Origin of the sequence: Arsenophonus sp. aPb (assembly GCF_029873475.1) — a bacterium.
Taxonomy (GTDB): Bacteria; Pseudomonadota; Gammaproteobacteria; order Enterobacterales; family Enterobacteriaceae; genus Arsenophonus.
The window spans coordinates 211,403-235,108 of record NZ_CP123499.1 but is presented as its reverse complement, the minus strand read 5'-3'; the positions used below and the strand labels follow the sequence as shown (position 1 = coordinate 235,108).

The 23,706-nt window shown below is 38.6% G+C and carries 19 protein-coding genes, 4 tRNA genes and 1 pseudogene; 4 read left to right on the top strand and 20 right to left on the bottom strand.

All coding sequences use genetic code 11. The annotated features are described in order from the left end of the window. Nucleotides 1-281: 281 nt before the first annotated feature. From QE177_RS00975 to trxA, 19 genes are all read right to left on the bottom strand, one after another. Nucleotides 282-358 (bottom strand) — tRNA-Pro (locus QE177_RS00975). Between the two features lie 61 nt (nucleotides 359-419). Beyond that, a tRNA-Leu gene (locus QE177_RS00970) sits at nucleotides 420-506 on the bottom strand. 19 nt (nucleotides 507-525) lie between these two features. Further along, nucleotides 526-601 (bottom strand) — tRNA-His (locus tag QE177_RS00965). A 73-nt stretch (nucleotides 602-674) separates the two neighbouring features. After that, nucleotides 675-751, bottom strand: a tRNA-Arg gene (locus QE177_RS00960). A 153-nt stretch (nucleotides 752-904) separates the two neighbouring features. Then, nucleotides 905-2,281, bottom strand: coding sequence for an amino acid permease (locus tag QE177_RS00955; RefSeq protein ID WP_280550899.1), 1,377 nt, complete (start codon nucleotides 2,279-2,281; stop codon nucleotides 905-907). A gap of 267 nt (nucleotides 2,282-2,548) precedes the next feature. Beyond that, entirely contained in the window at nucleotides 2,549-3,286 is a 738-nt protein-coding gene (wecG, locus tag QE177_RS00950) for a lipopolysaccharide N-acetylmannosaminouronosyltransferase (RefSeq protein WP_280550898.1), read from the bottom strand. 27 nt (nucleotides 3,287-3,313) lie between these two features. Then, nucleotides 3,314-4,651, bottom strand: coding sequence for an ECA oligosaccharide polymerase (gene wzyE, locus QE177_RS00945; RefSeq protein WP_280550897.1), 1,338 nt, complete (start codon nucleotides 4,649-4,651; stop codon nucleotides 3,314-3,316). After that, complete coding sequence (locus QE177_RS00940; RefSeq protein ID WP_280550896.1) at nucleotides 4,651-5,733, bottom strand: TDP-N-acetylfucosamine:lipid II N-acetylfucosaminyltransferase; 1,083 nt, start codon at nucleotides 5,731-5,733, stop codon at nucleotides 4,651-4,653. The genes wzyE and QE177_RS00940 overlap by 1 nt, the downstream gene beginning before the upstream one ends. Continuing rightward, nucleotides 5,730-6,980, bottom strand: coding sequence for a lipid III flippase WzxE (gene wzxE, locus QE177_RS00935; protein ID WP_280552184.1), 1,251 nt, complete (start codon nucleotides 6,978-6,980; stop codon nucleotides 5,730-5,732). The genes QE177_RS00940 and wzxE overlap by 4 nt, the downstream gene beginning before the upstream one ends. 1 nt (nucleotide 6,981) lies before the next feature. After that, the gene (gene rffA, locus QE177_RS00930) at nucleotides 6,982-8,112 is read right to left on the bottom strand and encodes a dTDP-4-amino-4,6-dideoxygalactose transaminase (RefSeq protein WP_280552183.1); all 1,131 of its coding nucleotides are present in this window, start codon (nucleotides 8,110-8,112) and stop codon (nucleotides 6,982-6,984) included. Beyond that, entirely contained in the window at nucleotides 8,099-8,821 is a 723-nt protein-coding gene (rffC, locus tag QE177_RS00925) for a dTDP-4-amino-4,6-dideoxy-D-galactose acyltransferase (RefSeq protein WP_280550895.1), read from the bottom strand. The genes rffA and rffC overlap by 14 nt, the downstream gene beginning before the upstream one ends. Next, the gene (gene rfbA / locus QE177_RS00920; protein ID WP_280550894.1) at nucleotides 8,805-9,680 is read right to left on the bottom strand and encodes a glucose-1-phosphate thymidylyltransferase RfbA; all 876 of its coding nucleotides are present in this window, start codon (nucleotides 9,678-9,680) and stop codon (nucleotides 8,805-8,807) included. The genes rffC and rfbA overlap by 17 nt, the downstream gene beginning before the upstream one ends. 19 nt (nucleotides 9,681-9,699) lie before the next feature. After that, entirely contained in the window at nucleotides 9,700-10,773 is a 1,074-nt protein-coding gene (gene rffG / locus QE177_RS00915) for a dTDP-glucose 4,6-dehydratase (RefSeq protein ID WP_280550893.1), read from the bottom strand. Beyond that, nucleotides 10,764-12,026, bottom strand: a complete 1,263-nt coding sequence (wecC, locus tag QE177_RS00910) for a UDP-N-acetyl-D-mannosamine dehydrogenase (RefSeq protein WP_280550892.1) — start codon at nucleotides 12,024-12,026, stop codon at nucleotides 10,764-10,766. Before wecC ends, rffG begins: the two co-directional genes overlap by 10 nt. Continuing rightward, complete coding sequence (gene wecB, locus QE177_RS00905) at nucleotides 12,023-13,153, bottom strand: UDP-N-acetylglucosamine 2-epimerase (non-hydrolyzing) (RefSeq protein ID WP_280550891.1); 1,131 nt, start codon at nucleotides 13,151-13,153, stop codon at nucleotides 12,023-12,025. Before wecB ends, wecC begins: the two co-directional genes overlap by 4 nt. 120 nt (nucleotides 13,154-13,273) lie before the next feature. Beyond that, a complete protein-coding gene (gene wzzE / locus QE177_RS00900; RefSeq protein ID WP_280550890.1) occupies nucleotides 13,274-14,332 on the bottom strand; it encodes an ECA polysaccharide chain length modulation protein in 1,059 nt (352 codons plus the stop codon). Between the two features lie 31 nt (nucleotides 14,333-14,363). Beyond that, nucleotides 14,364-15,446, bottom strand: a complete 1,083-nt coding sequence (gene wecA / locus QE177_RS00895) for a UDP-N-acetylglucosamine--undecaprenyl-phosphate N-acetylglucosaminephosphotransferase (RefSeq protein WP_280550889.1) — start codon at nucleotides 15,444-15,446, stop codon at nucleotides 14,364-14,366. A gap of 240 nt (nucleotides 15,447-15,686) precedes the next feature. Beyond that, nucleotides 15,687-16,946, bottom strand: a complete 1,260-nt coding sequence (gene rho / locus QE177_RS00890) for a transcription termination factor Rho (protein WP_026822640.1) — start codon at nucleotides 16,944-16,946, stop codon at nucleotides 15,687-15,689. A gap of 580 nt (nucleotides 16,947-17,526) precedes the next feature. Next, nucleotides 17,527-17,853, bottom strand: a complete 327-nt coding sequence (gene trxA / locus QE177_RS00885) for a thioredoxin TrxA (protein ID WP_280550888.1) — start codon at nucleotides 17,851-17,853, stop codon at nucleotides 17,527-17,529. A 121-nt stretch (nucleotides 17,854-17,974) separates the two neighbouring features. On the opposite strand from trxA, the gene rhlB reads away from it, so the two are divergent. Both rhlB and gppA read left to right on the top strand, forming a co-directional pair. Beyond that, complete coding sequence (rhlB, locus tag QE177_RS00880) at nucleotides 17,975-19,261, top strand: ATP-dependent RNA helicase RhlB (protein WP_280550887.1); 1,287 nt, start codon at nucleotides 17,975-17,977, stop codon at nucleotides 19,259-19,261. Nucleotides 19,262-19,268: 7 nt separating this feature from the next. After that, nucleotides 19,269-20,774 (top strand): guanosine-5'-triphosphate,3'-diphosphate diphosphatase, encoded by a 1,506-nt coding sequence (gppA, locus tag QE177_RS00875; RefSeq protein WP_280550886.1) that lies wholly within the window; start codon nucleotides 19,269-19,271, stop codon nucleotides 20,772-20,774. 26 nt (nucleotides 20,775-20,800) lie between these two features. Here gppA and rep read toward each other — a convergent pair whose 3' ends face one another. Then, nucleotides 20,801-22,819, bottom strand: coding sequence for a DNA helicase Rep (rep, locus tag QE177_RS00870; RefSeq protein ID WP_280550885.1), 2,019 nt, complete (start codon nucleotides 22,817-22,819; stop codon nucleotides 20,801-20,803). Between the two features lie 470 nt (nucleotides 22,820-23,289). Here rep and QE177_RS00865 point away from each other — a divergent pair, with 470 nt between their 5' ends. After that, the gene (locus QE177_RS00865; protein WP_280550884.1) at nucleotides 23,290-23,469 is read left to right on the top strand and encodes a hypothetical protein; all 180 of its coding nucleotides are present in this window, start codon (nucleotides 23,290-23,292) and stop codon (nucleotides 23,467-23,469) included. Between the two features lie 35 nt (nucleotides 23,470-23,504). Continuing rightward, nucleotides 23,505-23,657: pseudogene (locus QE177_RS00860) on the top strand (M10 family metallopeptidase C-terminal domain-containing protein); the annotation flags it as partial. Nucleotides 23,658-23,706: the final 49 nt, after the last annotated feature.

The following is a 23,706-nucleotide window of genomic DNA, read 5'->3' as shown; positions in this document are numbered from 1 at the left end:
CAATCCGCTTCTAGACCAACCAGAATGTGGGCCGCACCGAGCGGTTCAAAAAATTGAGATTATGTGAGAACGTCATTTCGACATTTGGTCGCCCGCAAACAGTTGTGCTCTACTTGATTTGCCGTGATCAGCTTATGACGAGACTTTCATCCGCAGGAATGCGCGATGCTGGGCACAAAAAATAAAACTGACACGGATTAAATATTGTGGGATTGCCATTGTGACACGCTGGGGCTACAAAAGAAAAAACCCTGCAATAGTGTGCAGGGTTTTTTTAAATTTGGTCGGCGAGAGAGGATTCGAACCTCCGACCCACTGGTCCCAAACCAGTTGCGCTACCAGGCTGCGCTACTCGCCGAAAAAAACAAGTTCTGTTTTAATAATGTTTTTTATATAACTTTTAAAACTTATTTATATTATGGTGCGAAAGGGGGGACTTGAACCCCCACATCCGTAAGGATACTAACACCTGAAGCTAGCGCGTCTACCAATTCCGCCACCCTCGCAAACTGCATAAAACAAATATGGGGTGACTAATGGGATTCGAACCCACGACAACCGGAATCACAATCCGGGGCTCTACCAACTGAGCTATAGCCACCATAGAATCTTTAAAAATTCAATTTATTGAATACAACACTAATCCACTACACCGTAGCAGAGCACGCAGTAAATGGCGCGCCCGACAGGATTCGAACCTGAGACCTCTGCCTCCGGAGGGCAGCGCTCTATCCAGCTGAGCTACGGGCGCTTAACGCCGTTGCGGGTGAGGATAGTACGGATTTAATAGCATGCTGTCCAGTGATTTTTTAAATAAAAAGGTTATTTGCTTATGCTTTATACATTTCAATCAAAAAATTAACCTTATCATCATTTTTTAGCCAGTTAAACAGGCTATTGCTAATCATTTTTTCATCGTTTTACGGCAAAAAATATGATTCAAAAAATAGATCACAGAAACAATCAATAAAAACACGCCACCCACAATTAATGACAAACGCGTATCGGGATTAATCGCCATGCCAACAAGTACACACACCAAAAAAAGCAAGGTCAAATAATTCACGTAAGGAAACAATACCGATTTAAAAGTATGTTGGGCTAATTGCTGTTGATGCACTTGCCGAAAACGCAATTGACTCAATAAAATAACAAACCAAGGTATCATTCCAGGCAATACGCTCGCACTATAAACATAAACAAAAACTGCTTGTGGATCAGGGATAATATAGTTGAGACCTGAGCCAACAATAAGACACAAAATTGTTAGCATTATGCACCGTGCTGGCACACCATTTGCTGTCACTTTCAATAAAGATTTTGGCAGTTGACCATTTTGCGCTAAAGCATAAATCATACGCCCGCCACTATACATGCCACTATTACAGCCTGATAATGCCGCTGTAAGTACTACAAAATTAATCACTGCAGCTGCCGAAACAATGCCTACTTTGGCAAACATTAGCACAAATGGACTACCATTTTGACCAATCTCTGTCCAAGGAAATAACGTCACAACAATAAAAATAGCACCAACATAAAAAATTAAGATTCGCCATAAAATATTATTAATCGCTTTTTTTAATGTGACTTGCGGATTTTTCGCTTCGCCCGCAGTAATACCAACTAATTCAACACCTTGATAAGAGGCCACTACAATACAAAGCGCAAATAAAAAGCCTTGCCAACCACCAGCAAAAAAGCCACCATGCTCAGTCAAATTGGCTAAACCTATTGGTTCAAAATTATTGCCAATACCAACAAAAATCAGTCCTAATCCAATCAAGATCATCACAACAATCGTGGTAACCTTGATCATAGCAAACCAGAATTCCAATTCACCATACAAACGCACTGCGGCCAGATTAGCTAGTGCAACAAGTACAACCGCAATCAACGCAAAAACCCATTGTGGCACCTCAGGAAACCAAAATTCCGCATAGACACCAATCGCTGTGATCTCTGATATCCCAACAGCGACCCACATGAACCAATAACCCCATGCCGTTAAACATCCCCAATATGGGCTCAAATATTTATATCCAAACGAGGCAAAGGCGCCAGTAACGGGTTCAAGAAACAACATTTCTCCCATTGAGCGCATAATAAAAAAAACAAATAATCCAGCAACAATATAAGCCAGTAATACAGAAGGTCCTGCCCATTTTAACGTACTGGCGGATCCCATAAATAAACCAACACCAATTGTTCCACCTAATGCAATAAGTTCAATATGCCTCGCTTCAAGGCCACGACTGAGGCCTTGTTCCGGTTTCCCCATAGCAATTTCCTGCCCTTTCAATAATCACTTAATACCATATGACCTTCATGGTCAAAATGACAGATAATAGTTCCGTAATGAAAACATGTTTTTAATAATAACGAAATAAAAATTTATAAATGTAATCAAAATAGTGGTAATTGCTCAACAATGAAAAAACAATTGTAAGCTAAAAAACCTATTTTAAAGAAGATCTAGCAGATGGAATTGCCATTCATTAGCTGTCAAAGCGAGCTATTGCAATAGAAATAATATACAAATAAATGTCTAAAGTTTGCCACCATAATAGTAAGCTAAAAAGCGCAATAATTTTATCTGTCTTTTGATACGCCTTGGCTGAGCAAGCAATCGATATAACCATTCCAATCCTAATCGTTGCCATAATTTAGGTGCGCGTTTTATATGTCCAGTAAAAACATCATAAGTACCACCTATTCCCATGTAAAGTGCATCAGGATAAACTTGCCGACATTCTCGGATAAAAATTTCTTGCCTTGGTGAACCCATCGCTACTGTAACAATTTTCGCACCACTGGCCTTTATGCGATTAAATAATATTTTACGTTGGTCAGGCTTAAAGTAACCATCTTGACTACCAACAATATTCACTTGCCACTGAGTGCGAAGTTTATTTTCGGTCTGTTTAAGAACTTTCGCTTTTCCACCTACCAAAAATACGGGTACAGACTTTTGACCTGCGATTTCCATCAAGGCTTCCCACAAATCAGCACCCGCAATACGTGAAACCTTTGCTTGTGGATATTTACGACGAATCGCTCTGACAATGCTAATCCCATCGGCATACAGATATTCCGCTTCAGCTAAAAGTGTATTTAAGTCACGATCTTGCTCTGCTGTTAGGATTTTTTCCGCATTAATAGCCACTAATGTTCCACGCTTAACCTGTTGATCAGAAAACAGATAATTGAGGAAATGAGTTATATTATGGAAACCCCAAATAAGATGACCTCGAATATCATATTTCGGGATCACTTTTTGCTTCATACTTTACTCCAGTAGCTATTATTTAGTTTATTTTTTACAATCATTGGTGATATATATGCGAATTAAACCAGCTTTGGCAAATAACCAATAAATAAGTTTCGCCATAAACAAACAAAGTCCAAATACCAGACCAAAAAACACAACTCGTGACACGAAAGAGTCCACACCCTCACGGACAAGGACAATAATATTAAAAATAGCGCCAAAACAGAAAGCTTGCAGAATAACGGCTTTATAACGATTGGTTTCAAGCTTACTTTTTTCAAAAAGCCAATCAAACCATTTAATAATCATACCAACGCCAATCGCGCCTATAGGAATAAAAACAACACCGCCCATCACGACTAAAGAACCAATTAATGTTGGCGATATGGCTAAACCAGAGTGATTATTAAGCACTTGCCAGGTAAAATAATTAGCTGAATTCAATACCATATTAGGTCGTTCAGGCCATAACCAACTGGGAATAAAAACATAAAAATCACGTACAATAGGAGCTAATCCTTGGAATTCAATTTTGCCATAGTTATCTAGCAATAGTGCCAAATTTTCCCAAGGGGAAAAGGTATCACGGGTTAAATAAAGAAAAGTATAAAAAGCCTCCGCGCCACGAACATTCAACCCATAACGCTCTAATGCTAACCAAAACATGCCAACAATGCCGATAACACCGGCAATAGTTAGCATCCATAAATTAATCCAGCCACGGATGATGCCGATAAATAGGAAAAGTGCAAAGGCAATAATAATATTAGCCCGTGTTCCACCCACAACCAGATAAGTGAGTATCCCAAAAAGAACCGTGCTAAGTAGAAAAAATAACCAGCGATACTGAGTCGGCTTTAAAAAATAGACAATCAACATTGCCGGGATGAAGAAATAAAAAAAACGTTTTAATGCCACACCAGAAACTTCACGAGAAAAAATCTGACTATAGGATTGTAAACGAAACAGTAAAAAGCCATTTTGTATGAAAAATATTGCCACGGTCATAATAGCAATAAACATCAACAAGAAACACGTTAACCGTGTTTCTACCCCATTCATAGTGAATAATGGCTGTTTAGATTGCTGAACACCACTTCGCAAGCGGGTTTTGTAAGCAATATAATAAACAATATAAAAACTGATAGATGAGAGCAGTGCATTCAATAATGCATTGGTTGGTACCACATTAACATCAAATTGAAAAACAAGTAATCCCGTTAATGGGAAACCAAAATAGAATGTTAATAAATAAAGTAAAGAAAAAAAGATATTAAAATTGAAACGTACGCGCCGAAATTCTCGATAAGTTAGCGCCAAAATTAATATTAGAGAGATAAAATAGACTATCGATAAGCCACCAAATTCCGCTAAAGTCATTACTGCTCTCCTATCGATGTCAATGCAGCTTGCCACCCTTTAATAAAATTAGGATTAAAAAAGGCTACCTGGCTTCTATCAATTAAGATCATTTTTTGTCGAATAGCAGCTAGTTGTCGTTCATCTAATTGATCATCATAAAATAGAAAAGGGACATTTTGCTCGATAAGATCCTGCCAAAAGTAATTTTGACGGCTAATAATAAAAGGAATTCCAAACTGAATTAATAAGCACAATGTGCCGATACCCTGCTGTCTTTTGAAAATAAAGTAACCTAGATCACAACAACGCAGTAAAGTGAGATAATCATTAAAAGCGATTTTTTCCTTAATAATTATCACTTCGCCATTAGGGAAATAATTTTCCGCTGCCTGAGCGACTTCTGCAATATACATCTGATTATTATCGGGATATCCCATAGGAACAAAAATTTCAACTGGCTGATCAGCGAATTGCTTTTTGATCGCCTGTAATGCTTCAATATGTCGATTGGACTGATCACCTGAGTTACCAACCAAAATTGTTACTTTATCGGTTTGGTTAATCGATTTTTCATAAACGGTTAAGGCCGGATCCATTTTGGTTGGAAAATAGAGCAAAGATGTTGCTATCGCTGGATTTGAATGAGAAAAATAATTTAAATCTCCTCGGGTAGCAAAAACATGCCCTACCCGTTTAAATGCCAGACGCCGTAAATAATAAAATAATCTAAATTTCAATGCAGCTGAGTCCTCATAGAGATCAGCGCCCCAAATATGCCATAAAAATTGTTGTCGACGGATCTTGCCAAACAATAATGCTAACCAGATAGATACATTAAATTGACCATGAAAAAAGAATTGGCAATTTCTACTTGCTTTTGCTTGCTTAGCGATAATTTTAGCGATTGCTTTTTTATTATCAAATTGCTGAATGTGAAGACGTGGATAGTGTGATGCTAGCGTGAGATCACGACTAACAACCATAAACTGTCTCTTTTCTCGTGATGGCATTGACAAAGATAAAACATCATTAAAAAATGCTAACACTGTCTGATTATGATGTGGGATGTCAGAGCCTAATACATGGATTAAGGTTTTCATGTCCGCCTGCGGTAAAGATAGAATATGCCACTACAAAGCATAAAATAAACGATATAAGTTGCCATATAGGCCTGGGCAGCACCTAAAGCGCCGTAAGCAGGTATTAACCAATAAGCAAACCCAGTTAACAACGCAAATTGAGTCACTTCCGTTAAAATGTAAAATCGTAATGCTGCCTTAGCAATAACTAAATAACCGAACACATAAGCGCCGACTTTCAATACGTCACCAATCAACTGCCAAGCAAAAAGATCGCGCATGGCGAGAAATTTATCGGAAAAAAGCAACCAAATTGCCACATCTCGCAATAGCCATACGGTAAAACTAGCTAACGCTACCGCCGGTAAAACAAACTTTAGCGCTTTAAAAATTTCTGCACTAATCTCATCTCTATGCTGCAATTTAGCTAAAGTTGGCAATAAATAGACGGTAAAAGATGCAGTAATAAACTGTAAATAAGCATCTGAAATACTAGTCACTGCCTGCCAAATACCCACCTCATCCCAACTATATCTCTCAGCCAATAAATTTCTCATCATAATATAGGCAACCGGTAACGTTACTGAAGTTATTAACGCCATTAAGGTAAATTTAGCTAAGTGATGAGCAATAGCCTTATTCCAATTTGGTTTTAAAAACGACCAATTGAGTTGTTTATGGTGTAAAATCATGATCGCTGCTGGCACAACAATCAATGCAGGAACTAAAGCTAATCCTATTAGCGCTCCTTGATAACCACTTAATCTAAAACAAAAATAGTAAGCAATCACTCCTGCTAAACTACCAATAATAATCGATAGCGCATTACCTTTGGCATCACGGAAACCTTTTAATATAGCCAGAAAATAATTCGCATACGCAATCCCCATTTGTATCAATGCTAAGGCACAAATAACCGTTTGATAATGTGTATGACCAAATAGAGCCAGACTAATAAATGAGCTAAATAGTAAAAAAATAAGCGCTAATAGAGTTGAAAAACCCAAAATAATGGATGATGAAGTGCCTATTACAGCAGTTAATTTTGTGGGTGTCTGATGGTATTCGGCAACATATTTGGTCACACCATTGAAGATCCCTGCACCCGATAAAACACCAAGTACAGTAATCAGTTGACGGAAATTTCCTGCTTGACCAACACCACTCGGACCAAAAGAAACAGCCAACAATTTGATAACGACTAACCCTGCCCCAATTTTTATCAAGGTTGAAATCGCTGTCCATACAGACGCTTTAGCTAATGACATATCACGCAAAAAAACATCGGATTTGCTTGATTACCTGGTGCTGTTCTTCATCGGTAAGATTATAGAACATTGGTAAACGAACTAAACGTTCACTTTCTTTCGTCGTAAAACAATCATCACCATGAAAACGACCAAATTTATGGCCTGCTGGGCTGGAGTGTAAAGCAACATAGTGAAATACCGTTAAAATATTCACTGCTTGCATATGCTTATTAAATGCTGTTCTTTGTTTAATATCTTTCAGTTTGATATAGAACATATGGGCATTTTGTTGCAAATCTGGGGGTATAACAGGTAAATCTAGCTTACCAATTTCAGCTAAAGGTTTAAGTGCTTGATAATAGTTTTTCCATAAATCTAACCTACGCTGATTAACCTTTTCCGCCTGCTCCAATTGCGCCCATAAATAAGCCGCTTGTAGATCTGACATTAAATAACTGGAACCAATATCTCGCCAGGTATATTTATCAACTTGCCCGCGGAAAAACTGACTGCGATCCGTGCCTTTTTCCCGCACAACCTCTGCTCGCTCAATAAGCGAAGGATTATTAATCAATACAGCACCACCCTCACCACCGGAAGAGTAATTTTTCGTTTCATGAAAACTATAACAACCAATATGACCTAGCGTGCCAAGCGCTTTCCCTTTATAAGTCGACATAACACCTTGAGCGGCATCTTCAACCACATAAAGATGGTGTTTTTCTGCCAATGCCATAATGGTATCCATCTCACAAGCCACACCAGCATAGTGAACAGGGACAATGGCGCGAGTTTTGGCGGTGATCGCCGCTTCAATTTTATTTTCATCCATATTCATGGTATCGGGCCGGATATCGATAAATACAATCGTCGCTCCCCTTAGCACAAATGCATTAGCGGTAGAAACAAAGGTAAAACTTGGCATAATAACTTCATCACCAGGTTTAATATCCAGCAAAATCGCCGCCATTTCCAAAGCTGCTGTACAAGAAGGGGTTAGCAGCGCCTTCGGACATTGAAAATGGCTTTCCAGCCACTTTTCGCAACGCTGAGTAAAGTGCCCATCACCACATAACTTGCCACTCTGCATAGCTTCTTGCATGTAACCTAATTCAGTACCAATAATCGGTGGTTTATTAAATGGGATCATGTCGTCCTCGATATAACCAATAAGCGGTGCTTTCAATTCGTGCACCCATTTGTGTATAAAGACGCATAGCGACAATATTACTGATTTGCGTCGCTATCCTTAGTTGCTCTATCCCTTGCTGCTCACACCATTGGCATGCTGCTGTTAGTAATTGTTTACCAACCCCTTTACCCTGATGAGCTGGAGCAGTGGCTAATAAACCAATCCGCGCCTCTTTTTCCACGGCTATTTTTCTTACTGTAACAAAGCCCTGAATCTCTCCTTGCACATTCTTGACTAACAAGCAGACGTCATCAAAAGTGCCTTTAACGGCTTTTTCAAGCCAAATAGAATAAAAACGGGCATTATCTGCCAATCGATACCAGGGTGTGCGAAAACGGCTATGTGAAAAAGCTGTAGCAGCAATACTTTTCAATAATTCAATATCCTTTACAACCGCCACAGCTATACCTAAACTGTGATTTTTTACGCGGCTAGCAATATTTAGACAAAAATCGACTTCCCCTTCTACCAACCAAAAACCCATCGCTAACACTGCGTCAATCAGTTCAGTATCAGCGGTCGCAATTTTGGCTTGCACAATATCGTAGTCGGCTAATTGATCTAATGAAACAACCGGTGCATCAGGTGTAAAATGCAATTTTGCCGTTTTACGTTTAAAAAAATCACTTTCCCAGCTGAGTATTTCAATATTAGCGTGGATAGACATGCAGCAAATCCTGTAAATATTGACCATAACCGGTTTTCGCCAGTTTTTCCGCTGATTTTCTAACCTGTTCATCAGTCAACCAGCCGTTACGCCATGCGATTTCTTCTAGGCAAGCGATCTTGAATCCTTGCCTTTTCTCAACGGTTTGTACAAACATACTCGCTTCAATCAAGCTGTCATGAGTGCCGGTATCTAGCCAGGCAAATCCGCGGCCTAATAGCTCAACATTTAGTTGACCACGCTCAAGATACATTTGATTCAGACAAGTGATCTCAAGCTCTCCACGTGGCGAAGGTTTAATTTGTTTTGCAAAGTCAACGACTTGATTATCATAAAAATAGAGCCCAGTAACCGCCCAGTTAGATTTAGGTCGCAGTGGTTTCTCTTCAATAGAGAGCACTTTAGATTGCTCATCAAATTCAACCACCCCAAAACGTTCAGGATCCATCACCTGATAAGCGAAAATCGTTGCCCCTGACATACGAGCCGTTACAGCTTTTAATTTACCGCTAAAAGCCTGCCCAAAATAGATATTGTCACCTAATATCAAACAGCAAGCATCCCCTCCAATAAACCTTTCACCGATCAAAAATGCCTGCGCTAAGCCGTCAGGCGAAGCTTGTATGGCATAATTGAAATGAACACCGAAAGCATCACCATCGCCAAGCAAACGCTGATAATCAGGCAGATCTTCAGGTGTCGAAATAATCAATATTTCTCGGATGCCAGCCAACATAAGTACCGAAAGCGGATAGTAAATCATCGGCTTATCATAAATAGGTAATAGTTGTTTTGAGACACCGCGTGTAATGGGATACAAACGAGTTCCAGAACCACCAGCCAAAACAATGCCTTTCATCACTTTTCCTCGTTTTCAATTATTTGGCAATACCTAAACGTTGACCGGCATATGAACCATCTTGCACATGACGCCACCAAGTTTCATTACTTAAATACCATTCAACGGTTTTACGCATACCCGATTCAAAGGTCTCTTGTGGCTTCCATCCCAACTCTTGCTCTATCTTGCTAGCATCAATTGCATAACGTATATCATGACCTGGACGATCAGTGACATAGGTAATTAAATCACGATAATGAATCACTCCATTCGGTTTAACCGGACGTAATTCTTCTAGCAGATCGCAAATTGTTTTTACCACATCAATATTTTTACGCTCATTATGCCCGCCGATATTATAAGTTTTACCTGCATCTGCTTGACTGATGACTAAGTACAATGCACGGGCATGATCTTCAACATACAGCCAATCACGGATCTGTTCTCCTTGACCATAAACAGGCAATGATTTACCGGCTATCGCGTTCAATATCATCAATGGAATTAATTTTTCAGGAAAGTGATAGGGGCCATAATTATTAGAACAATTGGTCACCAATGTTGGTAAGCCATAAGTACGCTGCCAAGCTCTAACTAAATGGTCACTGGAAGCCTTTGAAGCAGAATAAGGGCTACTCGGTGCATAAGAGGTTGTTTCGGTAAATAGCCCCTCAGTTGTATGCAGATCGCCATAAACTTCATCGGTAGAAATATGATGGAAGCGAAATAACTGTTTTTTCTGCTGGTCTAAATGATTCCAATAGTTGCGAGCAGCCTCTAATAAAAGATAAGTGCCGACAATATTGGTTTCGATAAAGGCAGCTGGACCATCAATCGAGCGATCAACATGACTTTCTGCCGCTAGATGCATAATAGCATCAGGTTGATATTGTTCAAAAATTTTATCAATTGCCGGTCTATCTCCAATATTTATCTGGGCAAAAGCATAACGAGGGCTTTCTATCACTGACGCTAACGATTCCAGATTACCGGCATAAGTCAAACTATCAACAACTAGCACACTATCGTCTGTATGCTCAATGATATGACGCACGACTGCTGAACCAATAAATCCAGCCCCTCCTGTCACTAAAATACGTTTCAACGCCAAACTCCTTTTGTATCAATCACCCATTTTTGCGGGATTTGTTCACCATTAATTGCCTTAAATTGTTGATGGTCAACCAGCAACAAAATAATGTCTACATTAGCAATGGCAACTTCAGTAGAAACCAATTGACAATGGCCATTCAATACTTTTGGTAACTCATCAATATTGGGTTCTACTACATAAGTGGAGCCCCTATGCCAATCGACAATCATTTTAGTAATTTGCATAGCGGGACTTTCTCGTAAATCATCGATATCCGCTTTAAAAGCGAGACCAAAACAGGCAATTTTAATTTCATTTGCCAGTTTACCTGTCTCAGTAACACAATCCGCTAATGCTGTCTTGATCTGCTCAACAACCCAAACTGGCTTACTATCATTCACTAAACGCGCAGTATGTATCAAACGGGCTTGCTTTGGATTCTGAGCAACAATGAACCAGGGATCAACAGCAATACAATGGCCTCCAACACCAGGGCCCGGTTGTAAAATATTGACCCGTGGATGACGATTGGCCAAACTAATTAGTTCCCAAACATTGATCCCTTGCTCGGCACAAATAAAAGACAGTTCATTGGCAAAAGCAATATTCACATCACGAAAACTATTTTCTATCAATTTACACATTTCTGCCGTTTTCGCATTGGTGAGCACACATTCACCTGCCAGGAAAATTTTATACAATTCACTGGCTCGTTGGGATGACTTCATTGTCATACCACCAATAACGCGATCATTTTCGATCAGCTCAACCATGACCTTACCTGGTAAAACACGCTCAGGGCAATAAGCAATATCAATATCTGAATTTTCACCTTGTTGCTGTGGAAATGTCAGATCAGTACGTATAGCAGCCAGTTGCTCTGCCATTTGCTCCGTCGCTCCGGTCGGTGAGGTAGACTCTAGAATAATTAAATCGCCTTTTTTTAAAAACGGAGCAATTGATTTTGCTGCTGCCATAACATAAGAGAGATCAGGTTTATGATCATCTTTAAACGGTGTAGGAACCGCAATTAAAAACGCATCCGCCTTCTGAGGTGTGTTAAACGCTTTCAAATAACCAGCTTCTACTGCTGTTTTTACCGTCTTATCTAAATCTGGCTCAACAATATGAATTTTGCCTTGATTTATCGTATCAACCGCATGTTGATTAACATCAACCCCAAGCACTTTTTTCTGTCGAGCAGCAAAAGCGGCGGCGGTAGGTAAACCGATATAACCTAAACCTATAACAGAAATAGTTTCAAAACTCATAATGTCACCTGATTTGTTTTCAACGCTTCAAGAATTCGCAGGCAAGCTTTACCGTCACCATAAGGATTATGTGCACGGCTCATTTTCTGGTAAGTATTTTCATCCGTTAATAATTGCGTTACGGCTTGAACAATTTTTTCTGTTTGTGTACCGACTAAACGTACCGTACCAGCTTTAACCGCTTCTGCACGCTCAGTAGTATCACGCATCACCAATACAGGCTTACCTAAAGCTGGCGCTTCTTCTTGAATACCCCCTGAATCTGTCAGGATCAAATAAGCGTTATTCATTAAATAAATAAAAGGTAAATAATCCTGTGGATCAATTAAGATTATATTATTAATACCCTGCAAAATTCGTTGTACTGGTTCACTGACATTTGGATTGAAATGAACCGGATAGACAACTTGAACATCCGCATGATTTCTAGCAATTTCAGCTAATGCATGGCAAATACGTTCAAATCCGCTACCAAAACTTTCCCGCCGATGTCCTGTAACTAACAGCATCTTTTTATTTTGGTCAAGAAAAGGGTATTGCGCGGCAAGGCTTGCCTGTATTGTGGCATCATTCATCACTTTATTACGTACCCAGAACAATGCATCTATTACCGTGTTACCAGTAACAAAAATGCGATGATCAGGGATCGACTCGCCTCGTAAATTTCTTCGTGAGTACTCGGTAGGTGCGAAGTGATAGATAGCCAGATGACTGGCAATTTTACGATTGGCTTCTTCTGGCCAAGGAGAATATAAGTTACCAGTACGTAATCCAGCTTCAACATGACCAACCAGAATACGCTGATAAAAGGCAGCGAGGCTGGTCGCCATCGTGGTTGCCGTATCACCATGAACCAATACCACATCAGGTTTAAAAGATAGCAATATGGGTTTCATCCCTTCAAGAATACGACAAGTAATATCAGTTAAATCTTGGCCTGGAGTCATAATATCTAAATCATAATCAGGTACGATCTCAAAAAGGTGCAATACCTGATCCAACATTTCTCTATGTTGAGCAGTTACGCAAACTTTCGACTCAAAAGCCTTATCGTTTGTCAAAGCATGTACAAGTGGAGCCATTTTTATGGCTTCAGGACGAGTACCAAACACAGTCAACACTTTCACAGTGACTCTCTTTTTTATTTTAACTTCATCTACTAATGAGATGTATCTTCAATAATGATTTTACCTTCAACATATTAATAGTTTGTTGAAGTCCCCTATTGTTGTATGTATAGCTAGTAATTAGGTTTTGCGTCTTAACAATGCAACACCGACCCCACTTAAGCTACCAATCATTCCCCAAATGACCATCATTAACACTCGACGGGGACTATCACGTTTAACAGGATCTTCTGGCGTTCTTAAATAGCGGTAAGTTTGAAAATTGTTCTCGAGAACGGGTTCTACATTTAATGTCGCTAACATCGCTATATTTTGATCATAGCTTTCATCATAATTAGGCCCAGTTGCCTGTAATGTCTCAATTTGTGCTTGTAATAAGGAAGTACCTAATAGAAACATTTCTGAATCAGGTAGTTGATCAATCGGGACATCGACTTTATTACGTGAAATGCCTTGCTTTTGAGCAACTTTTAACGATTGCTGTAGGTTATTTAAACGCCGTTCATAACTGGCCTTTGCGACCATTTCCTGACGTTTAACTAATGTTTTAAAAGATTGCTCCTTTGCTGCCCAGGCGCCTTTAATTTGCTCATTAAGATTAAAAGTAGCTCGCTTATTGGCAAAAGAAATATATTCACGTAGTAATTGATTCGCATCAGAAGCCGTTTCAGCCACTAATTTTATATTATCATGAAGTATCTTGTTGTTATCTTGCGGGGTAAATTGAATATTATCAATTAATTCATCAAGTAATACAGCATCAGCCTTAGCATTTCCTTCCATGCGTGTTTTATAGTAATCACTATTTAACCAAAATTCTCGGCGGGTATCATAAGAACCAACTTGAGCAGTAAATTCCTGATAAACCTGATTCGCAATGGTTGGCAACTGATTATCTTGCGCTTCATTAATATGCGAATCCAAATTTCGCAAAAATTGCTGTTGGGAATAATATACTCCTAAATTATTAACTGTAGGTAAATCAGTGACAGCATTAGCACTCCATTTTTGTTGCATCATGTAAGAAACGATCAATGCAACAGTCGCAAAAATAAATGCTAAGGAGATAATCCATATTTTTCCCTGCCATAGCGAACAAAATAACCTTCTGATATCTAACTCATATTCAACAGACTGTAAGTGAGAATTAGGTTTGGGTTGTGTTTCTGATTTTGTCACTGGTATGACACTCCTTTAAACATTTGTTTATTTACTTTGCTGTACGTTGCATCCGACGTTTAACTCGTTTCACAAAACGTGCCACTTTCCAAGCACGTTTAATACAATAGCCATAGATAGCAAATATAAGCAAAAAAAATGCCAACATCACCCATTCAGGAATAAAACTTGAACGTTCACCGATCATGCCTATCGCTGCTAAAATAGTTGCCGCTAAAGTAATTAAGATAAAAGCCTGGCTTGAAGTAAAACCTGAACGCATAATCAAATGATGAATATGTTGTCTGTCGGGTGAAAAAGGACTCATTCCTTTACGAAGACGCCGATACATAATGGCAATCATGTCCATCAAAGGAATAGCAATAATCCAAAGGGCAGTCACTGGTTTAATTGAACGATGCTCACCTTGTGTCGACATCAAAAGCAACCAAATAATGGTGAAACCAATTAATGTACTACCTGCATCTCCCATAAACACTTTATAGCGCTTTCCTAATAAACCTAAATTCAGGAATATATAAGGAAGAATGGCAGCAATAACAGCAAAGCACCAAAAAGCTAATGCCATATTGCCATTTTGATAAAGCAAAATACCTAACGCAGCAAAGGAAATACAAGAAAGCCCACCAAGCAGACCATCAATACCATCAACCATGTTAAAAGCATTAACAGCTGCCCAAACAGCAAATAACGTCGTCAAATAGCTTAAAGGCCCCAATTTTATTTGCCATGGACCAAGGACATAGCCTAAGTTATCTAACGTTAGACCTGCAAAATAAATCATGACAAGCGCAACAATCGCTTGAATAGTTGCTCGAATTTTAACACTAATATCAAAACGATCATCTAATACACCAACAAATACTAAAATCCCAGCACAAATCAAATACAACCATTTATGTGGAATATATTCGTTTGTAATCATGAATGCTAAACTAATACCAAAAAAAACCGCAATGCCACCAACCAAAGGAATTTCTCCCTGGTGTGTTTTTCGATGATTAGGTTCATCTACCAGACCAAATCTTTTTGCCACTTTTCTCGCAATAAATATAAAGATCAACGAAAACAAGAAAACCCAAAAAACATCGATTAGTAAATCTAGTGTGTGCACAATATTTACTCTCTTATAATTTTTTTAGACATCATCCACTGCATCCATTTCCATGTATAGACTATAAGTGTACTTTAAGTTAGCGTATATGTAACAATAACGAAACATTTCTATCATCTTGTACCGCTTATTAATAAGCAAAATCTATACCAAAATAGAGACTACTGGATAATAAAAACAAACAAAATAAAACGCCACGTAAAAGTGGCGTTTTTCAATAAATCATTAAACAATAGCAACTTAAGAACGTTTCATGAAATCGAAAAATTCATCATTAGTCTTCGTCATTGCTAATTTATTAATTAAAAATTCCATTGCATCAATTTCACCCATAGGATGAATAATTTTACGCAATATCCACATTTTCTGTAACTCATCGGGTAAGGTTAATAATTCTTCCTTACGCGTACCGGAACGATTATAATCAATCGCAGGGAAAACACGTTTTTCCGCTATTTTCCGCGACAAATGTAACTCCATATTTCCGGTGCCTTTAAACTCTTCGTAGATCACTTCATCCATTTTAGAGCCAGTATCAACTAGTGCTGTAGCAATTATAGTTAGGCTTCCACCTTCTTCTACATTACGTGCAGCACCAAAAAAACGTTTTGGACGATGCAATGCATTTGCATCCACCCCACCAGTTAATACTTTCCCAGAGGAAGGAACTACTGTATTGTAAGCACGAGCAAGACGCGTAATCGAATCTAAAAGAATGATGACATCTTTTTTGTGTTCAACTAAACGTTTAGCTTTTTCTATTACCATTTCAGCAACCTGAACATGACGGGATGCAGGTTCATCAAAGGTTGATGCAATGACCTCACCTTTAACTAGACGTTGCATTTCGGTCACTTCTTCGGGTCGCTCATCAATTAACAACACCATCAAAACACAGTCTGGATAGTTATTGGCAATATTAGCTGCAATATTCTGCAATAACATGGTCTTACCTGCTTTTGGTGGAGCAACAATCAAACCACGCTGCCCACGCCCAATCGGTGCGGCCAAATCCAAAACACGAGCTGTCAAATCCTCTGTTGACCCATTGCCACGCTCCATACGTAGACGGTTATTAGCATGTAGCGGTGTCAGATTTTCAAACAGGATTTTACTACGGGCGTTTTCAGGTTTATCAAAATTAACTTCATTAACTTTTAGTAGGGCAAAATAGCGTTCTCCTTCCTTAGGAGGACGAATTTTTCCTGATATGGTATCTCCCGTTCGTAGATTAAAGCGACGAATCTGACTGGGAGAAACATAAATATCGTCAGGACCGGCTAGATAAGAGCTGTCAGCAGAACGAAGGAATCCAAATCCATCCTGCAAAATTTCTAGCACGCCATCACCAAAAATATCTTCTCCACTTTTCGCATGCTGCTTCAAAATCGAGAAAATAATATCCTGTTTCCTCATGCGGGCTAGGTTCTCTAGCCCCATACTTTCGCCAAGAGTAATCAATTCAGATACCGGCGTATTTTTTAATTCGGTAAGATTCATAATGGTGGGTTCTTAAACTCGGGGTATATTTTTTGAACTATGAACAATAAATAGTATAGCAATCTCTAAATGCCTGTTTAAATAAAAATACAAAAACCTTAACGATTCTTGATGAATATATCAATTTCATTAGGATATAAATTCATGTAGTAGCAGTAATTTGTTAATTTACTACCTTAGATAACACTCTTTATACAGCAAAGACAGAATAAGACTATAAGAATTCATCTCAAAGTTGATGAGAAAATCTCACTTTATACTTCTTAGGCCCTACACAACAGCACCAAGCAAATAACAAATGGAACATGTCTGTCTAAAAGAACTATCTCTATGGGAGTCAATGGAATTCAAACCATTGTAGGATATAGATTATCCAGAGATAACAAATATGTCTATACAATAGCATATTCAATATGTACACATTAAGATAAAAAAGCGTATCATATTAAGTAATGGCGCTAAGTTACCATGCTTCAAAGCAGACGTCTAGCTATGAATTGCATAAAAAGCAGACGTCTAACAAGAAATTGAGAAAAATATTGGCCTACTAAACGCCTGCTGTTAGTATTATATGGCAAAGTTAGATGTTTTTGTCTAAAAATTCTTTTAATTGAGTTTTAGACAGCAGACCAACTTGCTGGCCAATCTTCTCGCCATTTTTAAAAAGCATTAAAGTAGGAATGCTACGAATACCATATTTAGTAGCTATATCACTACTTTCATCAACATTCAATTTGGCAATAACCAATTTAGCTGTATATTCATCAGCAATTTCGTCTAAAATAGGGGCGATCATTTTACAAGGGCCACACCATTCAGCCCAAAAATCAACTAATATTGGTTTTTTTGCATCTTTGATTGTTTTTTCAAAATCAACACCAGATAGATGAATAACTTTGCCGCTCATTGCGATACTCCAAGGATCAAGTTTTTATGTCGTTTCAGTCTAACATTAATTTAACCATGTTTGCTTTATTTCAAACAATCTTCTTTCATAAAGCAACCGTTAACTGATATTCTAACACACTATGAGTAAAACACATTTGACAGAAAAGAAGTTTATAGACTTCGCCCTACACCCTAAAGTTATTGAAGCCCTTAATAAAAATGGCTTTCATAATTGTACGCCGATACAAGCGTCAACATTGCCTTTTACTGTCGAAGGCCGTGATGTTGCGGGGCAAGCACAAACAGGAACGGGTAAGACATTGGCTTTTCTTACCTCAACATTTCATTATTTACTAACACATCCAACAAATACAGAACGTCAAGTTAATCAACCTAGAGCGCTAATTATGGCTCCTACACGGGAATTAGCGGTTCAGATATATACTGATGCAAAAGAATTAGCCGCTATAACAGGCTTAAAAATGGGTTTAGCTTATGGTGGTGATGGCTACGACGAACAACTGCATGTACTCCAATCGGGAGTAGATATTCTCATCGGTACGACTGGGCGCTTAATCGATTATACTAAACAAGGCCATATTCATTTAGGACTCATTCAGGTGGTTGTACTTGATGAGGCTGACCGCATGTATGATCTTGGTTTTATTAAAGATATTCGTTGGCTATTTCGTCGAATGCCACCCGCCACCCAACGCTTGAATTTACTCTTTTCCGCAACACTTTCTTATCGTGTTCAAGAACTGGCATTTGAACAAATGAATCAACCCGAATATATTGAGGTAGAACCTCAACAAAAAACAGGTCATCGCATTAAAGAAGAGCTTTTCTATCCTTCTAATGAAGAAAAAATGCGTCTGTTACAAACATTAATCGAGGAAGAGTGGCCCGAAAGATGTATAATTTTTGCTAATACCAAACATCGCTGTGAAGATATTTGGGCACATCTTGCTGCTGATGGTCACCGTGTTGGCTTACTGACCGGCGATGTGGCACAAAAAAAACGGTTACGTATTCTTGAACAGTTCACTCAAGGCCATTTAGATATTTTAGTTGCCACAGATGTTGCCGCTAGAGGTTTACATATTCCATCTGTCACGCATGTATTTAATTACGATTTACCTGATGATTGTGAAGATTATGTCCATCGTATTGGTCGTACTGGGCGCGCGGGTGAAAGTGGTCATTCGATTAGTTTGGCTTGTGAAGAGTATTCTTTAAATCTACCGGCTATTGAAGAGTATATTCAGCATCAAATCCCGGTCAGCAAATACAACAGTGAGGCATTATTACAAGATTTACCGACGCCAAAACCACGTCGTCGTCCACGCGCTAGCGGAACACGTCGTAACAATAGTAGCCAAAACCGACAGAACAATTCACGCAACAATCGCAAACGTCCGAGTTAATAAACATATGTTAAAATCATCGCTTTACGCAGCAATCGATCTTGGTTCTAACAGCTTTCATATGTTAGTAGTAAGAGAAATTTCTGGTTATGTACAAACCCTTGCCCGCATAAAGCGTAAAGTCAGACTGGCCGCTGGTCTTGATGAAAGTAACTATTTATCTCAACAAGCAATGGATCGTGGCTGGCAATGTTTGCATCTTTTTTCCGAGTATTTACAAGATATTCCGACTGAACAAGTGCAAATTGTTGCTACAGCAACCCTTCGTCTCGCTAAGAATGCTGACCTTTTTATTAAGCAAGGAGAAAGTATTCTAAGGCATCCCATCAGAATTATTACTGGTGAAGAAGAGGCTCAACTCATTTATCAAGGGGTAGCATATACCACTGGCGGTTCAGATAAACGACTAGTGATAGATATCGGCGGTGGCAGTACTGAAATCATTACCGGTACCCATGTTAAACATAGTCAACTTGTTAGCCTTAATATGGGTTGTGTTACTTGGCTTGAACACTATTTTAATGATCGCAATTTGACCGAAGAAAATTTCACACAAGCTGAAACTGCCGCCCATAAGATTATTAAACCTAGCGCGAGCCGACTTATTAAGCAAGGTTGGCAAATTTGTGTCGGGGCTTCAGGTACAATACAGGCTATTCAAGAAATTATGCTGGCTGCTGGCATGGATGAGCGTATTACGCTAGATAAATTACAATTGTTAAAAAAAGCGGCGATCACCTCTGGAAAATTAGAAGAATTGGAAATCAAAGGATTAACGCTAGAACGAGCACTGGTTTTTCCCAGTGGTTTAGCTATTCTAATTGCCATATTTGCAGAATTGAAAATCGATTATATGATATTAGCAGGCGGGGCATTGCGTGAAGGGTTAATCTATAACATGCTTGATTTGCCTGCAAAACAGAATATACGCGCAGTTACACTTGCCAATATTCAACATCGTTTTCAAGTTGATATTGAGCAGGCTAACCGGGTAAAGAGGCTAACAGAATATTTTTATTCACAATTAAAGAAAAGCTTTTATCGTGATAATCACCAAGTTGATGAGCTATTAAAAGGTGCCAGCGCGCTGCATGAAATTGGCTTAAGTATTGATGCTCGTCATGTTACTAACCATGCCCATTATCTCATCAGTCATCTTGATATGCCAGGTTATACACTTACGCAAAAACGCTTATTAGCGACCTTACTTAAAAACCAAACTGGCCCGATTGAGTTAACAGAACTAACCCAACAAAATGCGATCCCTGTCCAACATGCTATTCTTCTTTGTCGGCTTTTAAGACTGGCGATTATTTTTACTCTTCCACGTCGTGACAATACCATGCCGTTATTACGTCTTAGAGCAAGTAAAGAAACCTTAATCCTTACATTACCCCATCAATGGTTATTGGAACATCCGCTCTGTTATGAAAATTTACAGCAAGAAATCCAATGGCAAAGTAATATCAATTGGCCTTTGCTACTAGAAGAACAAACTGAATTAACACAATAAGCTCAATCTATTTTAGTTAGCAAAATTTATTTTTTATTTAACCCCAATCTGGCTCTGATATCAGCAATCGCAGACTGCCCTTTTTCCATTCGCTGCTCGGCGGTTACTATTTTTTTATTTTGCTCCCAAATCAAATCATCTTGCGGTAATTCATGTAAAAAGCGACTAATCTCCGGTCGAATAAGCTCACCATATTGCCGTCGCTCTCGGCAATGGCTAAAAAATAACTCTCGCTGAGCACGGGTTATGCCGACATATGCAAGCCGGCGTTCCTCATCGATATTATCTTCATCAATACTAGTTTGATGGGGTAATAATCCTTCTTCCATACCGACTAAAAAAACGTAAGGAAATTCAAGTCCCTTAGAAGCATGCAAAGTCATTAATTGCACCTGATCTAAATCTTCGGCTGTTTCTCCACGCTCCATCATATCCCGCAAGGTAAAACGTGATACAACCTGAGATAACGTCATCGCCTCATCAATATCATTGCCATTGATCATTTCATCCATCCAGCCAAATAGTTGATTAACATTTTTCATCCGCATTTCAGCCGCTTTACTACTATTTGATGTTTCATATAACCAACTTTCATAATCAATGTCATGTAGGAGATCTCTAACCGCAAGCAGTGGCTCGCGTTCTGCTCGTTGGGCAATCTCAGCTAACCAATGAGTGAAATGTTGTAATGCCGTCAAGCCACGACCCGTTAGTGTTTGTTCAAGGCCGACATCAAAACTGGCTGCAAACAGGCTTTTTTGGCGCAAAATCGCCCATTCACCTAATTTCTGGATTGTTTTCGGTCCTATTTCACGTTTAGGTGTATTAACTATACGGAGAAAGGCGCTATCATCTTCAGGATTAGTCAGTATTCGCAAATAAGCTAAAATATCTTTAATTTCTGCACGTGAAAAAAACGAAGTTCCACCGGAAATACGGTAAGGAATACGGTTTTGTAATAATAATTTTTCAAATAACCGGGATTGATGGTTACCGCGGTATAAAATAGCATAATTTTTATACTGAGTTTTATTGACAAAATGGTGGGCAACTAATTCGCCGATCACACGCTCTGCCTCATGATCTTCATTGTTAGCGGTGATAACTTTTAATGCTTCACCATAACCCAATTCAGAAAATAACTTTTTATCAAAAACATGTGGATTATTAGCAATCAATATATTAGCTGCTTTCAGAATACGGCCAGAAGAGCGATAATTTTGCTCCAGTTTGATCACATTAAGCTGAGGGAAGTCAGTTTTAAGTAACGCTAAGTTTTGCGGTTGGGCACCACGCCAGGAATAAATTGATTGATCATCATCACCAACAACAGTAAAACGTCCTCGTTTACCTACCAACAATTTAACCAGTTGATACTGGCTGGTATTAGTATCTTGATATTCATCCACTAGCAGATAACGGATCTTTTGCTGCCAACGCGAACGTACCTCTTCATTCTCAGCCAGTAAACGAGTCGGTTTAGTAATTAAATCATCAAAATCAACCACATTGCAACTTGATAAATGTAATTCATAACGCCGATAACATTCAGCGAACCGATGTTCTTGTTCCGATTTTACCTGTGCCACCACTTGGCTGGCAGTTAATAGATCACACTTCCAGTTAGAGATTGTTGACGCCAATTGCCGTAATAGATCTTTATCTTCTTCCAGTAAATCAAAGGTCAGCTCTTTCAGTAGAGCCATTTGGTCGTGTTCATCAAATAATGAAAAATTGGCCTTTATGCCTAATGCACCATGCTCGCGTTTAATAATTTCCAATCCTAAGGTATGAAAAGTGGAAACCATTAATCCTCTAGTCTCTTTTTTCCCTAAGGTTTGCCCAACACGCTCCTTCATTTCTCTAGCCGCTTTATTGGTGAAAGTGACCGCCACCACCTGACGCGGTAAATAGCCACGCTGACGAATTAGGTAGGCAATTTTATTGGTAATAACCCGGGTTTTACCTGACCCCGCTCCAGCCAAGACTAAACAGGGGCCGTCAACATATTCGACTGCTTGTTGTTGATTGTAATTTAATCGCATAGGGTGTTAAATGAGCATTTTCCATTATTTGTCATAAGATAAAATTGTATCAGAAAGCAGATAAGTAAAAAATGGCATAAAAAACCCGCTATTTAGTTATTAAAATATCATTGTTGAAAACTCAAATTCGGCATAAAGTTTCAAACCCATTGTATGATGAAAAATCAGGGTACATTTTTCCACCGCTATTTCATACGGCTAGTAAAAAAGCTTAAAAACAATTAGTTAACGAATTATTACTGTTGATTTATCGCTAGCTAAAACTTAGAGTAAATTTGAATTAACTATGGCTGCAAAACTAGCATTGTAGTTATTACTTAAAAGCGGGTGCTTGTCACAATTACCCGTTAGCTCCCTCTTTTTAAAAAGATCAAAATTTGAAAAATCCGATCAAATGCGGCAAAAATTATGAATATTTTTAACCTAATTTCTAATTTATTAAGTTACAACTCAATAAAGGGAATACTTAAATGCTAAATAATTTAATACTCCAAGGTACTGATAAAAACGATAATCTACCGGGTGGTAATGATAATGATACATTATTTGGTAATAACGGCGATGATAAATTATCTGGTGGTAAGGGGAACGATATATTATTCGGCGGTAGTGGTAATGATAATTTGGCGATAGCGGCGCTGATAGATTAACCGGTGGTGAGGGTAATGATACCTTTAGCTACTTATCAATAGATGACTCTTTGTCTCAATCGCCAGATACCATTACCGATTTTGAGATGGGTAAAGATAAAATTGATATTTCCACATTTAACATAGACTCTAATGATAAATTTGTTGCTATTCAATTAGTCGCTCTTTTTACTAGCAGTAAAAAATGAAATATTACTTAGTTACAGTAAAGAAGAAAATCTAACAAAATTAATATTG